Annotated in this window: 13 protein-coding genes; 8 read left to right on the top strand and 5 right to left on the bottom strand. The window is 71.1% G+C overall.

Features of this window, described 5'->3' with window-relative positions; all coding sequences use genetic code 11:
- Window positions 1–108 precede the first annotated feature (108 nt).
- From AOK01_RS37780 to rsmI, 4 genes are all read right to left on the bottom strand, one after another.
- The gene (locus AOK01_RS37780) at window positions 109–1,575 is read right to left on the bottom strand and encodes a ubiquitin-like domain-containing protein (RefSeq protein ID WP_055519800.1); all 1,467 of its coding nucleotides are present in this window, start codon (window positions 1,573–1,575) and stop codon (window positions 109–111) included.
- Window positions 1,576–1,724: 149 nt separating this feature from the next.
- Entirely contained in the window at window positions 1,725–2,594 is an 870-nt protein-coding gene (locus AOK01_RS37775; RefSeq protein ID WP_055519798.1) for a TatD family hydrolase, read from the bottom strand.
- A gap of 62 nt (window positions 2,595–2,656) precedes the next feature.
- Window positions 2,657–3,160 carry a hypothetical protein gene (locus AOK01_RS37770; RefSeq protein ID WP_055519796.1) on the bottom strand — a complete coding sequence of 168 codons (504 nt, stop codon included), beginning with the start codon at window positions 3,158–3,160 and terminating at the stop codon, window positions 2,657–2,659.
- Between the two features lie 227 nt (window positions 3,161–3,387).
- A complete protein-coding gene (rsmI, locus tag AOK01_RS37765) occupies window positions 3,388–4,245 on the bottom strand; it encodes a 16S rRNA (cytidine(1402)-2'-O)-methyltransferase (RefSeq protein WP_055519802.1) in 858 nt (285 codons plus the stop codon).
- 82 nt (window positions 4,246–4,327) lie between these two features.
- On the opposite strand from rsmI, the gene AOK01_RS37760 reads away from it, so the two are divergent.
- The 4 genes from AOK01_RS37760 to AOK01_RS37745 all read left to right on the top strand — a co-directional run bounded on the left by AOK01_RS37760 (window position 4,328) and on the right by AOK01_RS37745 (window position 10,272).
- Window positions 4,328–6,070, top strand: a complete 1,743-nt coding sequence (locus tag AOK01_RS37760; protein WP_055519794.1) for a dolichyl-phosphate-mannose--protein mannosyltransferase — start codon at window positions 4,328–4,330, stop codon at window positions 6,068–6,070.
- 134 nt (window positions 6,071–6,204) lie between these two features.
- Window positions 6,205–6,645, top strand: a complete 441-nt coding sequence (locus tag AOK01_RS37755) for a nuclear transport factor 2 family protein (protein ID WP_055519791.1) — start codon at window positions 6,205–6,207, stop codon at window positions 6,643–6,645.
- 155 nt (window positions 6,646–6,800) lie between these two features.
- A complete protein-coding gene (locus AOK01_RS37750; protein WP_055519789.1) occupies window positions 6,801–8,432 on the top strand; it encodes a penicillin-binding transpeptidase domain-containing protein in 1,632 nt (543 codons plus the stop codon).
- Between the two features lie 130 nt (window positions 8,433–8,562).
- The gene (locus AOK01_RS37745) at window positions 8,563–10,272 is read left to right on the top strand and encodes a penicillin-binding transpeptidase domain-containing protein (protein WP_055519786.1); all 1,710 of its coding nucleotides are present in this window, start codon (window positions 8,563–8,565) and stop codon (window positions 10,270–10,272) included.
- Window positions 10,273–10,350: 78 nt separating this feature from the next.
- Here the strand turns inward: AOK01_RS37745 and AOK01_RS37740 are convergent, their stop codons facing one another.
- Window positions 10,351–10,692, bottom strand: coding sequence for an SsgA family sporulation/cell division regulator (locus AOK01_RS37740; protein ID WP_055519783.1), 342 nt, complete (start codon window positions 10,690–10,692; stop codon window positions 10,351–10,353).
- 215 nt (window positions 10,693–10,907) lie between these two features.
- Between AOK01_RS37740 and AOK01_RS37735 the strand changes: the two genes are divergently transcribed.
- The 4 genes from AOK01_RS37735 to AOK01_RS37720 all read left to right on the top strand — a co-directional run.
- A complete protein-coding gene (locus tag AOK01_RS37735) occupies window positions 10,908–12,005 on the top strand; it encodes an energy-coupling factor ABC transporter permease (RefSeq protein ID WP_055519781.1) in 1,098 nt (365 codons plus the stop codon).
- 1 nt (window position 12,006) lies between these two features.
- Window positions 12,007–12,768 carry a cobalt ECF transporter T component CbiQ gene (gene cbiQ, locus AOK01_RS37730; RefSeq protein ID WP_055519779.1) on the top strand — a complete coding sequence of 254 codons (762 nt, stop codon included), beginning with the start codon at window positions 12,007–12,009 and terminating at the stop codon, window positions 12,766–12,768.
- Entirely contained in the window at window positions 12,756–13,553 is a 798-nt protein-coding gene (locus AOK01_RS37725; protein ID WP_055519777.1) for an energy-coupling factor ABC transporter ATP-binding protein, read from the top strand. Before cbiQ ends, AOK01_RS37725 begins: the two co-directional genes overlap by 13 nt.
- A gap of 40 nt (window positions 13,554–13,593) precedes the next feature.
- Window positions 13,594–14,197 (top strand): serine hydrolase domain-containing protein (locus tag AOK01_RS37720; RefSeq protein WP_157871655.1); only part of this gene is annotated, 604 nt, incomplete at its 3' end.

Raw genomic sequence — 14,197 nt, 5'->3', positions numbered from 1 at the left:
GCCCCCACGCACCCGCAGACAACAAACCGGCCAAAGCCCCGCAGGGGGGCGCGGGGAACTGCGCGACAAGCCCCCACGCACCCGCAGCCAAAAACCGGCCGGCAAAACTCACCCGCGCAGCCGCCCACCACAGTGCGGCCACGGACTCGTCCCCCGCCGCACATAAAGCTTCTTCGCCCGGAACGTCTGCTCGGCCGCCGACGCCTCCTGCGGTCGCCCCGACCCGCCGAGGCTCTGCCAGGTCCGGGTGTCGAACTGGTAGAGCCCTCCGTACGTGCCCGACGGATCGACCGCCCCCGGCCGACCGCCGGACTCGCACTGGGCGAGCCCCTGCCAGTTCAGGTGGTCGGCGCCCTGCACGGACATGGGGAGCGGCTTCGTGCCCACCTTCACCACCTGCGCGCGCGGCTCGTGCACCACCTCGGACTTCAGCCTGCGCGGCTTCTGCTGGACGCCGTTGACCGTCCGCAGGGCGTAGGTGACGCGCCGCAGCCCGGGCTGTCCCGCCCGCTCCACGACCTCGGTGCCCCGGAACAGCTCCGGGTCGTCCGTCCGCCGCACCTCGAAGGGGATCGACTCCTCGCGGACCTCCTTCATGCCGGTGATCCGCATGACCGTCACGGTCTGCCCGTCGCGCGGGAAGCTCTCGGGCGGCACGGACGTGGTGTCCTGCCCGTGCAGCGTGACCCCGGCCTCGTCCACGGCCTCGCGGACCGTCGCCGCGTTCGTGCGGACCGTCCGGGCCCGCCCGTCGGCCATGACCGTCACGGTCCGCTCCGTACGGACGTCGAGCGCGAGCCCCGCCCGCCCGATCTGCCGGGCGCGCGGCGCCGACACGTACGCGCCCTCCGCGCGCACCCCGAACTCCCGCAGCGCCTCGTCCACGGTGTGCGCCGTCGTCCAGACATGGCTGCGCTGTCCGTCGAGGGTGAGCCGCACGGGCCGCCCGTACCGCACGTCGATCTCCTCACCGCTGGACAGGGCGGTTCCGGGGCCGGGGGCCACCATGTCGTGGGCGCCGACCCGGACCCCTTCGTCGGCGAGCAGTTCGCTCACGTCGTCCGCGAAGGTGTGCAGGGTGCGCGGCTTGCCGTCGACGGTCAGCTCGATCGCCTTGTCCTCGGCGACGAACGCGGAGGTGCCGCCCGCGAGGAACGCCACGACCAGCGCCTGCGGCAGCAGTTTCCGCACGTCGGGCCGCTCCGCGCTCCGGCGGCGCCGGGCGGCCCGCCGGGCTTCGGCACGTCCACCGGGGCTGGGCGGTTCGGTGGGCGTGACAAGGGGTGTGGTGAGCGGTTCGGTGAGGGGTGTGGTGACGGGTGTGGTGAGGGGCACCGCCTGCCGTGGGAGCGTCGGCGCGCCGGGAGGCCAGGGCTCGTTGCCGGGGTGCTCGTACGCGGGCCGGTACGTGTCCGGGTATCCGTACTCGTACCCGTACCGGTGCTCGTACCCGTACCGGTGCTCGTACCCGTACCGGTGCTCGTATCCGTGCTCGTATCCGTATCCGTACGGCTCGGGGTTCTCATATGTCGTCGGGTAGGCCGGGCCATACGTCTCGTACTGCGAACTGCTCACGACGACACGCTCCAGAAGGCCGGTGGGGGATGGAGGCGGGTGGGCGGACAGAACCTAGCGGAGCGTTCGTCACTCTCCAAAGCAGCACGACTACGCGGTGTCGCGAAGCGCCCCCGGCCGGTCCTCGGGAGCGCGCTGTCCGTTACGGCTCAGTAATCGAACGCGCGGGCAGTGTTCGCCGAGACGGCCGCCGCCAGCACGTCCTCGTCCAGACCCCGTACGGCGGCCATGGCGCGGACCGTGACCGGAATGAGATACGGGGCGTTGGGCCGTCCGCGGTACGGCACGGGGGTCAGGAAGGGCGCGTCGGTCTCGACCAGGACGAGTTCGAGCGGCGCCACGGCGAGGGCGTCACGCAGCGGCTGAGCGTTCTTGAAGGTCATGTTCCCGGCGAACGACATGTAGTAGCCGGCGCGGGCGCACACCTCCGCCATCGCCGCGTCACCGGAGTAGCAGTGGAAGACGGTCCGCTCGGGCGCGCCCTCTTCCTTCAGGATCCGCAGCACGTCGGTGTGGGCGTCCCGGTCGTGGATGACCAGCGCCTTGCCGTGCCGTTTGGCGATCTCGATGTGGGCGCGGAAGGACCGTTCCTGGGCGGCCACGCCCTCGGGACCGGTGCGGAAGTGGTCGAGGCCGGTCTCGCCGACGCCCTTGACCTGGGGAAGTGCGGCGAGCCGGTCGATCTCGGCGAGCGCCTCGTCCAGCGCGGTGTCGCCACCGGCCTCCCGGGCGCCCTGCCGGGACCAGCCGTCGGGGTCCCCATGGACGAGGCGCGGTGCCTCGTTCGGGTGGAGCGCGACGGTCGCGTGGACGGCGTCGTACGCGGCGGCCGTCTCGGCCGCCCAGCGTGAGCCCCGCACATCGCAGCCCACCTGCACGACCGTCGTCACGCCGACCGAGGCGGCCTTGGCGAGGCCCTCGTCGACCGTGCCGGACTGCATGTCGAGATGGGTGTGCGAGTCGGCCACCGGCACCCGGAGGGGGTCCGGCAGCGGCGGGGCTTCGGCGTTGGAAGGCATGCCCCGATCCTACGAAGGGGGCGGTACGGGAGGGGAACGCCGGGTCCCGCGGCGCCCGGGAGTCAGCCCGCCTTGCGGTGGTGGAACGGGTGCAGCAGGTCGGACAGGTGCCAGTGGTGGCCGGCCTCGGGCCCCGCCGCGGTCCCCACCGCCGCGATGCCCTCGGCGGACTCGGCCGGCTCCGCGGACTCGGCGGACTTCCGCTGCCGTACTGGCGCGGACGCGGACGCGGACGCCGACGTCTGGCGGCGCATCGAGTTCTGCACCGAGGAGACCTGGCCGGCGCGCATGATCCGTACGACGTGGCCGTCGCAGTTCACGCAGCCGGGCCGGCTCAGCGGTGACGGCACGACCCGGCCGTCGGCCACGTACGTCACGAACGCGGTGCCCTCCGCGTCGAGGTGGTGCTCTATCTCGTACGACTGCTCCCAGCCGTGCCCACAGCGCATGCAGGCGAAGGAATATGCCTCGTGGACCGTGTCGGTCGCCGCGGTGCGGTGTACGGGTACGGGTCCGGGGCCGGGTCCGCCGGTGATTCGACCGGTCTGCCCTGCGATCTCACTCATGCCAGCTCCTCTTGTCCGCTGGACGAGGACGGGTGCGTCCTCTATCAGTGGACGCCTCCACGGGCCGATACGCACCAGACCTGTCGAGTGTTGGAGCCGTCTTGGCCGTTCCTTGTCGGACGGCCCTCAGGACCCGGTCCGAGCTTTGCTTTTCCCGGCGGTCCTTTGCCCGCGCATGGGGCCCGTGCGCTCCCTCATGGCATCGTGCGCCCCCTCATCGCGCCCTTTCAGCCCGCGCTCGTGCGCGCGGCGTTCTTCGCCGCGACGACCGCGTCGAAGACCTCCCGCTTGGGCAGTCCCGCGTCGGCGGCGACGGCGGCGATCGCCTCCTTGCGCCGCTCCCCCGCCTCCTCGCGCACCAGCACCCTGCGCACCAGTTCGTCGGCGTCGAGCGATTCGGTGCGCTCCGGGGCACCCTCCACGACGACGGTGATCTCCCCCCGCACCCCTTCGGCGGCCCAGGCGGCGAGTTCCCCGAGGGGCCCGCGCTTGATCTCCTCGTACGTCTTGGTCAGCTCGCGGCAGACGGCGGCCCGGCGTTCGGCGCCGAACACCTCGGCCATCGCGGCGAGCGTGTCGTCGAGCCGGTGCGGTGCCTCGAAGTACACGAGGGTGCGCCGCTCGCCCTCGACGTCCCGCAGTCGCGACAGGCGTTCGCCGGCCTTGCGCGGCAGGAACCCCTCGAAGCAGAACCGGTCGACGGGCAGCCCGGACAGCGCGAGCGCGGTGAGCACGGCGGAAGGGCCGGGAACGGCCGTGACCTTGATGCCCTTCTCCACGGCGGCGGCCACCAGCCGGTAGCCGGGGTCGGACACGGACGGCATGCCGGCGTCCGTCACGAGCAGCACGCGCGCGCCGCCCACCAGCGCCTCGACCAGTTCGGGCGTACGCGCCGACTCGTTGCCCTCGAAGTACGACACGACCCGCCCGGACGGCTGTACGTCGAGGCCCTGGGTCAGCCGCCGCAGCCGCCGGGTGTCCTCGGCGGCGATGACGTCGGCCCCCGCCAACTCCGCCGCGAGCCGGGGCGGCGCGTCCGCAATGTCCCCGATGGGGGTGCCTGCGAGTACAAGGGTTCCTGCCACGGTGCCGTCGGTTCCTGTCACGGTTCCATCCTCGCAGGGGCGGCCGCGGGACTCACACAGCCCTGTTCCCTACGATGGCGCGGTGACAAGTACCGCGTCCTCCACGGACACCCGGCAGGGACAGGGCGTCGAAGAGCAGCGGCCGTCGTGGCAGCAGCGACTGCGCAGGTTCGGCTACGCGGCCGGCCCCGCAGACGACGTCCGCGACCGCCTCGTGCCCGCGTACACCGAGCCGAGCCCACGTCTGTGGGCGGCGATCGGGCTCCGCCCGGGGGCCGCCGCGCGCGTCGTGCGCTGGTCTGCGTGGGGCGGCCCGCTGCTCATCACGCTGCTGGCGGGCCTGACGCGGTTCTGGCACCTGGGCAGCCCGAAGGCGGTGATATTCGACGAGACGTACTACGCCAAGGACGCCTGGGCCCTCATTCACCGCGGGTACGAGGTCAACTGGGCGAAGAACGCCAACGACCTGATCCTGCAGAGCGGCGGGGACGTCAAGATCCCGTCGGACGCCGCCTACGTGGTCCATCCGCCGGTCGGCAAGTACGTCATCGGGCTCGGCGAGTGGATGTTCGGGTTCACGCCGTTCGGCTGGCGGTTCATGACGGCCGTGCTCGGCACGCTGTCGGTGCTGATGCTGTGCCGGATCGGCCGGCGCCTGTTCCGCTCGACGTTCCTGGGGTGCCTGGCGGGCGCGCTGATGGCCGTGGACGGCCTGCACTTCGTGATGAGCCGCACCGCGCTGCTCGACCAGGTGCTGATGTTCTTCGTCCTGGCCGCCTTCGGCTGCCTGGTCATCGACCGCGACAAGGTCCGCGAACGGCTGGCCGCCGCGCTTCCGGAGGACGACGACGGGATCGTACGCCCGGACGCGGAGGTCGCGCGGAACACGCGCCTGGGCCTGCGCCCCTGGCGCCTGGCGGCCGGGCTGATGCTCGGTCTCGCCCTCGGCACCAAGTGGAACGGGCTCTACATCCTCGTCGCGTTCGGCCTGATGACGGTGGTGTGGGACGTCGGCTCGCGGCGGGTGGCGGGAGCGCGGCGCCCCTATCTGGCGGTCCTCAAGCACGACGTGGGCTGGGCCTTCCTGTCCACCGTGCCGGTGGCGGTCGCCACGTACCTCGTGTCGTGGATCGGCTGGTTCCGGTCCGCCACCGACGGCAAGGGCGGCTACTACCGCAACTGGGCCACGGCCAACGGCCGCACCAGCGAATGGTCCTGGCTGTTCCCCGACTGGTGGCGCAGCCTGTGGCACTACGAGACGCAGGTGTACGACTTCCATGTCGGCCTGCACTCCCCGCACCCGTACCAGTCGAACCCGTGGAGCTGGATCGTCACCGGCCGCCCGGTCTCGTACTTCTACGAGTCCCCGCTGCCCGGCAAGGACGGCTGCCCGACGGACGCGGGCGGCAAGTGCGCCCGCGAGGTCCTGGCCCTGGGCACGCCGCTCCTGTGGTGGGCTGCGGCGTTCGCGGTCCTCTACGTCCTGTGGCGCTGGCTCTTCCGCAGGGACTGGCGCGCGGGCGCGATCGTCTGCGGCATCGCGGCCGGCTACCTCCCGTGGTTCCTCTACCAGGAACGCACGATCTTCTTCTTCTACGCGGTCGTCTTCCTCCCCTTCCTGTGCCTGGCGGTGGCCATGATGATCGGCGCCGTCCTCGGCCCACCCGGCTCCACGGAACGCCGCCGAGTGATGGGCGCGGCCACGGCGGGCGTCCTGGTCCTCCTGATCGCCTGGAACTTCATCTATTTCTGGCCGATCTACACGGGCCAGGCGATCCCGGTCGACTCGTGGCGGTCGCGGATGTGGCTGGATACGTGGGTCTAGCTGGGGCGTTGGCCGCCGAGTAGGGGGCCGACGGCCCCGCAGCCATCGACCGTTCTCCCCTGCCGCCCCGGTAGAGTCGGGCGCGTCGGTGGGAACCCTCGCCGAGGTCCGGCCACGGCAGCGAGGAGATCGCCATGTCCGTCAAGTCCGAGGTCACCGAGACGAGTTCGGTCGCCGAGGCCACCCGGGCCGTCGTGCGGGAGTTTCTCGCCGCCAGGGCGGCCGGGGACACCGGGCGGCTCGTCGAGCTCTTCGCCGACGACGTCGACTGGCTCCTCGCCGAGAACCCCGTCGTCCCGTGGATCCGCCCGCGATCCACCGCGGTCGAATGCGCCGCGCAGTTCACGGAACTGATGGAACACACCGTTCCCGAGGGCGCCCGGGCCTCCGTCGACGCCTTCCTCGTGGACGGCACCGACGCCGTCCTGACGGGGCACCTCTCGGGGACCGTACGGGCGACGGGAAAGTCGTTCGAGGGACCGTTCGCGCTGCGCCTCACGGTCGAGGACGGCCGCATCACCCGGCACCATTTGTACGAGAACAGCCTGTCGATCGCCGAGGCCTGCGTCGCCTAACGATCGGGGAACACCACCCCCACCCGTCACTCCCCCCGCCTACAGTGCGACAGAGGGACACCATTCTGAACGTGTTCAGAACGTGTTCAGAACGCCTTCGGAGCAGTTCACGGGAACGGTTCGCGGGAAACGGTTCATGGGGAGGGGAAAGCGCGATGCGCAACGGGGCCAAGGCCGCCCTTGTCGGCGGAGTGTTCGCTGTGTTGGTGGGGGGCGCCGGGTACGGCGCGTACAACGTGGTGAGCGCGGTCAGCGGGGACGGGGGCTCGGGGGACGGTGCGGCGAAGACCGGGCCGCCGTCGAACGACGAGGTCCGGGAGACCTCGGAGAAGTTCTTCGCCGCCTGGGAGAAGGGCGAGGCGACCGAGGCCGCGGCGCTCACCGACAACGCGAACTTCGCCGAACCCCTGCTGGCCGCCTACGCCGGCCCGGCGCACATCACGAAGGTGAAGGTCACACCCGGTACGACGACGGGAACCACCGTCCCCTACTCGGTCTCGGCGACGGTGTCGTACGAGGGGAAGAGCAAGCCCCTCGCCTACGACAGCGAGTTGAACATCGTGCGGGGCAAGACCACGGGCAAGGCGCTGGTCGACTGGCAGCCGTCCGTCCTGCACCCGGACCTCAAGGCCGGCGACACACTGGTCACGGGCGAGGCCGCGAGCCCGCCCATCGACGCGGTGGACCGCGACGGCGCCGTTCTCAGCAAGAAGAAGTACCCGTCACTCGGTCCCGTCCTCGACACTCTCCGCGACCGCTACGGCGACAAGGCGGGCGGCACGCCCGGTGTCGAGCTCGCCATCCGCCACGCGAGCGAGAGCGCGGGAGACAGCCCGCTGGTGACCCTCGCCGAGGGCGAGGCGGGCAAGCTCCGTACGACCATCAGCGCGGGCGCGCAGGCCGCCGCGGAGAAGGCGGTCACGCGGTACGCCGAGTCCTCGGTGGTCGCCGTGAAGCCGAGCACCGGTGAGGTGCTGGCGCTCGCGAACCACCGCGAGGACGGGTTCAACGCGGCGTTCCAGGGCAAGGTCGCACCCGGCTCCACGATGAAGATCATCACCGCGGCGATGTTCATCGACAACGGCGTGACCGCGATGAACAGCCCGGCGCCCTGCCCGCCGACCGCCGTCTGGCAGAGCCAGGAGTTCAACAACCTCAAGGGCATGGCGCCCAACGAGGGCGCCACGCTCGCCAACAGCTTCATGCGCTCGTGCAACACGGCGTTCATCAAGCTCATCGACGGCTCCGACGAGAAGCCGCTCACGGACGAGTCGCTCACCACCGAGGCCCAGGAGCGGTTCGGTCTGGGCAAGGACTGGAAGACGGGCATCGTCTCCTTCGACGGCAGCGTCCCCGCGTCCGGCGGCCCCAACCGCGCGGCCAACGCGATCGGCCAGGGCGAGGTCCAGATGAACCCGCTGAACATGGCGTCGGTCACGGCGACCGCCATCACGGGCACGTTCCGCCAGCCCTACCTCGTGTCGCCGAAGCTCGACGACCGGCAGCTGGCCACCGCCGACGGCCTGCCGAGCGGCACCGCCGCCCAGCTGAAGCAGATGATGCGGCTCACCGCGACCGGCGGCACCGCGACGGAGGCCATGGCCGGGCTCGGCGGGGACATGGGCGCCAAGACCGGCTCCGCCGATGTCGACGGCCAGGAGAAGTCCAACAGCTGGTTCACCGGTTTCCGGGGCGACATCGCGGCCGCGGCCATGACGGAGGCGGGCGGTCACGGAGGGGACGCGGCGGGCCCGATTGTCGCAGACGTGCTACGGACGGGCGGCTGAACTCACCCTCACAGGGCGGGACCCTAGGGTGGTGGCTCTCGTTCTCGTAGAGACTCTTGTCCTCGTCGAGACGCTCGTTCTCGTCGAGAATCGTTGAGGGCACCGGGGAAGCAGCGAAGGAACGGAAGCCGTGGGGAACAGAAGGCGCGCACCTGAGCGCGGCAGGACGAAGCCCGCCGTCATCGGCGGGCTGATCGCCGTTGTCGTCGGCGGTGCGGGGCTGGGCGGCTACGCGCTGTTCGGCGGCGGAGCCGCGGCCGACGCGAGCCCCGCCAAGAAGTCCGTGAAGAGCGGGCCCTTGTCGGCGGCCGAGGTGAAGTCGACGGCCACCGCGTTCCTCACGGCCTGGCAGAGCGGCGACGTCAAGACGGCCGCGTCCGTGACGAACGACGCCTCGGGCGCGGCCCCCCTGCTCACCGGGTACGGCAAGGAGGCGTACGTCAAGGACGTGACGCTCACCGCCAAGAAGCGCTCCGGCGACGCCGTGCCGTTCTCCGTCAAGGGCACGGTCACCTACAAGACCCTGACCGAACCCCTCGCGTACGAGTCCGAACTCACCGTCGTACGCCGCGCCAAGGACGGGAAACCGCTGGTCGACTGGCACTCCGCGGTCGTGCACCCGGACCTGGAGGACGGCGACAAGCTGGTCACCGGCGAGGCGGGGACGCCCCCGGTCAAGGCCCTGGACCGGGACGGCGGCGAGCTGACCACCGCCAAGTACCCCTCCCTCGGGACGGTCCTCGACGGCCTGCGCGAGAAGTTCGGCAAGAAGGCCGGCGGCAAGGCGGGCGTCGAGCTGCGGGTGGTCCGCGCCGGCTCCGAGGACGCCAAGGGCACGAAGGGGAGCAAGGAGAGCGAGGACGCCGCCAAGAAGGCCGCCTCCGACAAGAACCCCGACAAGACGCTGCTGGAGCTGAGCAAGGGCACGCCCGGCACGGTACGTACGACACTCAGCCCGGACCTTCAGGCGACCGCCGAGGAGCAGGTGGCCGCGAAGTCCAAGGCGTCCGCGGTGATCATCCGGCCGTCGACCGGCGAGATCCTGGCCGTCGCGAACTCGGGGCACGGCTTCAACACCGCGTTCCAGGGCTCCCTGGCCCCCGGCTCGACCATGAAGGTCATCACGGCCTCACTGCTCATCGACAAGGGGCTCGCGTCGGCGAACAAGGAGCACCCCTGCCCCAAGTACTCGACGTACGGTGGCTGGAAGTTCCAGAACGACGACAAGTTCGAGATCAAGGGCGGCACGTTCAAGGCGAGCTTCGCGCGCTCCTGCAACACGGCCTTCATCAGCCAGGCCAAGGATCTCGACGACGACGACCTGACCAAGCAGGCCCAGCAGGTGTTCGGCCTCGGCATGGACAACTGGGCCATCGGGGTACCGACCTTCGACGGCTCGGTGCCGGTGCAGTCGCAGGCCCAGATGGCGGCCTCGCTGATCGGCCAGGGCGGGGTGCGGATGAACCCGCTGAACATGGCGTCGGTCGTCGCCACGGCGAAGACAGGCACGTTCCACCAGCCCTACCTGGTCTCCCCGACCGTCGACAACCGCACGCTCGCGAAGGCGTCCCGCTCCCTGTCCGCCTCGACCCAGTCGCAGCTCAAGGAGCTCCTGCAGTACACGGCAGCGGCCGGTACGGCGGCCGAGGCCATGGCGGGACTCGGCCCGGACTTCGGCGCCAAGACCGGTTCCGCCGAGGTCGACGGCCAGAAGAAGCCCAACGGCTGGTTCACGGCGTGGAAGGGCGACCTGGCGGCGGCGGGCGTGGTCCAGCAGGGCGGCCACGGCGGCGAGACGGCAGGACCGATCGTGGCGGCGCTGCTGAAGGCGGGCAGCTGAGCCGGGTGATGCCCACCCGCAGGATGCCGGCGGCACGCTGCTGAAGGCGGGCAGTCGGGTAAGTGGGGGTTGGCCGGGTCAGCTGGACACCGGCGTGGCCGTGTACGTCCGGCGCAGGAAGCGGATCAGGGTCTTCGCGTCGAACTGCACGACCGCCACACCCTTCGCCGAGTGGAACTCCATGACGGCCTGCACCCGGCCGCAGGGCCAGATCCGTACGTCACCGGCGGCGGCCGGCGCCCGTAGCCCCTGTTCGAGCAGGTCACGGGCGACCACCCACTCATGATGGCCCGGCAGCATGATGTGCACCCTGGGTGGGTCGGCCTCCGGGTCGTATCGAAGGGCCACCGGCACGGCGGGCGGATCCTGCGCCTCGTCCGTCACGATGTGGGCGCGCGCGTACTGCTCAACGGCGGGCATCGACAGCTCCCTCTTTGGGCTGATTCTCCTCCCATGTCACGCATTTCGCGACACGAGCTCCTGGGTCACCGGATTATTCGAGGTCACCTCGCTCTTGCAAACTGTTCGCATTAAGCCACTATCATCAAACGGTTAACGGTCCTTGCCAGCCCGATCCTGCCCAGCCAGCCCAGCCAGCCAGCCCAGTCGGCCTGCCCCCGGAAGCGGAGCCCTGCATGCACGTCCCCGACGGATTCATCAACGCCCCCGTCTCCGTCGCCGCCGGAGCCGTGGCCGCCTCGGCCATCGCGGTGAGCCTGCGCGGCGCCCGCCGTGAACTGGACGAACGCACCGCCCCGCTCGCGGGTCTGGTCGCCGCCTTCATCTTCGCCGTGCAGATGCTGAACTTCCCGGTCGCGGCCGGGACCAGCGGACACCTGCTCGGAGGCGCGCTGGCCGCGATACTCGTGGGCCCCTTCACCGGGGTCCTGTGCGTCTCGGTCGTGCTCCTCATGCAGGGCATCCTCTTCGCGGACGGCGGCCTCACCGCGCTGGGCGTGAACATCACGAACATGGCGGTCGTCACCACGGTCGTGGCGTACGCCGTCTTCCGCGGCCTGGTGAAACTCCTGCCCCGTAAGCGTCGATCCATTACCGTCTCGGCGTTCGTCGCCGCTGTGATCTCCGTCCCTGCCGCCGCCGTGGCCTTCACGCTGATCTACGCGATCGGCGGCACCACGGACGTCCCGATCGGGCAGGTCTTCACCGCCATGGTCGGCGTCCACGTCCTCATCGGCATCGGTGAGGCCGCGATCACCGCCCTCACGGTCGGCGCCGTCATCGCCGTACGGCCGGACCTCGTGTACGGGGCCCGCGGCCTGACCACGCCGCTGAAGCTGCGGGTCGGCGGCGAACTGGTCGACACACCGGCCGCCGAGCCCGTCACCAGGCCCGCCGCCGGACCCGTCCCGGTCGCCGCGCGCTCCCACCGCACGGTGTGGCTGGTGGGGCTCGTCACCTCCCTCGTCCTCGCCGGCTTCGTCAGCTTCTACGCCTCCGCGAACCCCGACGGCCTGGAGAAGGTCGCCTCCGACAAGGGCATCGACGCCAAGGTCGAGGACCACTCGGCCGCCGACTCCCCCCTCGCCGACTACGGCGTGGAGGGCATCACGGACGGCCGGATGTCCGGCGGCCTCGCGGGTGTGATCGGCGTGGGCGTCACGATCGTGGCGGGCACGGGGGTCTTCTGGACGGTACGCAGGCGCCGTACGCCGGAGACGGAGGCCGCAACTGCCTCATCGTCCTCGTCGTCTCAGCTCGGGGAGTCTGCCTGATATGGGAGCAGGCCACGCGCACAAGCTCTACCGGCACGGGCACTCGCCCGTGCACGCCCTGCCGCCGCACACCAAGCTCATCGCAGTCTTCGCCTTCGTACTGGTCGTCGTATCGACGCCGCGCGAGGCGATGTGGGCGTTCGGGCTGTACGCACTGCTGCTGGCGGGCGTGGCGTACGCGGCCCGCGTCCCGGCCGGCTTCCTGCTGAAGCGGCTGCTGATCGAGGTGCCGTTCGTGGCCTTCGCCGTACTGATGCCGTTCGTGGCGCGGGGCGAACGAGTCGACGTACTCGGCCTGTCCTTGAGCGTGAACGGCCTGTGGGGCGCCTGGAACGTGCTGGCCAAGGGCACCCTCGGCGTCGCCGCGTCCGTACTGCTCGCCTCCACGACGGAACTGCGCGAGCTCCTGCTGGGTCTCCAGCGGCTACGGCTGCCACCCCTCCTCGTACAGATCGCGTCCTTCATGATCCGGTACGGGGACGTCATCACGGACGAGATGCGGCGGATGCGGATCGCGCGGGAGTCGCGCGGCTACGAGGCCCGTGGCGTCCGCTCCTGGGGAGTCCTCGCCAAGTCCGCCGGCGCGCTCTTCATCCGCTCCTACGAGCGCGGGGAGCGGGTGCACCTCGCCATGGTCAGCCGGGGGTACACCGGTTCGATGCCGGTCATCGACGAGGTGACCGCGTCGCGGGCGCAGTGGTCGTACGCCTTCGCCCTGCCGTTCGCCGCGCTCGTCGTCTGTCTGCTGGGATGGACCCTGTGACCTCTGCGACCGCACCCTCGTCTCCCTCCGCGTCCCCGCCCCCGTCGCTGGAAGTGGCCGGGCTGGCCTTCGCCTACCCCGACGGCCATCAGGCCCTGTTCGGTGTGGACTTCGCCGTCGCCCGAGGCGAGCGCGTGGCCCTGCTCGGTCCGAACGGCGCCGGCAAGACGACCCTCGTACTCCACCTCAACGGCATCCTGACCGGCGGCGCCGGGACCGTGACGGTCGCCGGGCTGCCCGTCGGCAGGAAACACATGGCGGAGATCCGGCGGAAGGTCGGCATCGTCTTCCAGGACCCGGACGACCAGCTCTTCATGCCGAGCGTCCGGGAGGACGTGGCCTTCGGGCCCGCGTCCGCCGGGCTGAAGGGTCCTGAGCTGGAGGCGCGGGTGCGTACGGCTCTGGAACGGGTGGGCATGGAGGCCTTCGCCGACCGCCCGCCGCACCATCTCTCCTACGGCCAGCGGCGCCGGGTGGCCGTCGCGACGGTACTGGCGATGGAGCCGGAGATCCTCGTCCTGGACGAGCCGTCGTCCAACCTCGACCCCGCGTCGCGGCGTGAACTCGCCGACATTCTGCGCTCGTTGGACGTGACCGTGCTCATGGTCACGCACGACCTGCCGTACGCCCTCGAACTGTGCCCCCGTGCCCTGATCCTCAGCGAGGGCGTGATCGCGGCGGACGGCAGGACCGGCGAGCTGCTCGCGGACGACGAGCTGATGCGCGCACACCGCCTGGAACTGCCGTTCGGCTTCGATCCGCGCTCGGTGACAATGGGGGCGTGACGCGCGCGGCGCGGCGTGAGCGGTGAGGGGTACGGACGTGGTGAATGTGAACGGCACAGTGGCCGAGGGCTTCGAGCCGGTCAGGGCGGCGTTCGTACGGAACTTCGAGACGCTCGGGGAACGGGGTGCGGCCGTGACCGTGTACCGGGACGGCCGGAAGGTCGTCGGCCTGTGGGCGGGCACGAAGGACATCGACGGTACGGATGTCTGGGCGCCCGGTACCGCGCAGATCGTGCGCTCGGCGACCAAGGGCGTCGCGGCGGCGGCACTTCTCCTCCTCCACCAGCGGGGCCTGTTGGACCTGGACGCGCCGGTGGGCAAGTACTGGCCGGAGTTCAAGGCGACGGGCAAGGAACGGGTGCTGGTCCGGCAGGTGCTCTCGCACCGGGCCGGCCTGCCGGTACTGGACCGGCCGCTGACGCCGCAGGAGGCGCTGGACCCGCTGCGCGGCGCCGAGGCGGTCGCACGCCAGGCCCCGGTGTGGGAGCCCGGCACGGACCACGGCTACCACGCGCTGACGTACGGCTGGCTGGTCGGTGAGCTGGTGCGGCGCGTGACGGGCCGCGGTATCGGTGAGTGGATCGCCGAGGAGATGGCCGGGCCGCTGGGCGCGGACCTGTGGATCGGGCTGCCGGACGGGGAGG

The organism is Streptomyces aurantiacus, assembly GCF_001418335.1.
In the GTDB taxonomy this organism is placed as follows: domain Bacteria; phylum Actinomycetota; class Actinomycetes; order Streptomycetales; family Streptomycetaceae; genus Streptomyces; species Streptomyces aurantiacus.
This window is presented reverse-complemented; position numbering and strand designations above follow the sequence as displayed.

Bases quoted from the DNA above. Each gene is read 5' to 3' on its own strand.
- AOK01_RS37770 (WP_055519796.1), bottom strand. From the start codon at position 3,160: ATGAGTGAGATCGCAGGGCAGACCGGTCGAATCACCGGCGGACCCGGC.
- AOK01_RS37750 (WP_055519789.1), top strand. From the start codon at position 6,801: ATGCGCAACGGGGCCAAGGCCGCCCTTGTCGGCGGAGTGTTCGCTGTG.
- AOK01_RS37775 (WP_055519798.1), bottom strand. From the start codon at position 2,594: ATGCCTTCCAACGCCGAAGCCCCGCCGCTGCCGGACCCCCTCCGGGTG.
- AOK01_RS37725 (WP_055519777.1), top strand. From the start codon at position 12,756: ATGGACCCTGTGACCTCTGCGACCGCACCCTCGTCTCCCTCCGCGTCC.
- AOK01_RS37735 (WP_055519781.1), top strand. From the start codon at position 10,908: ATGCACGTCCCCGACGGATTCATCAACGCCCCCGTCTCCGTCGCCGCC.
- AOK01_RS37755 (WP_055519791.1), top strand. From the start codon at position 6,205: ATGTCCGTCAAGTCCGAGGTCACCGAGACGAGTTCGGTCGCCGAGGCC.
- AOK01_RS37740 (WP_055519783.1), bottom strand. From the start codon at position 10,692: ATGCCCGCCGTTGAGCAGTACGCGCGCGCCCACATCGTGACGGACGAG.
- cbiQ (WP_055519779.1), top strand. From the start codon at position 12,007: ATGGGAGCAGGCCACGCGCACAAGCTCTACCGGCACGGGCACTCGCCC.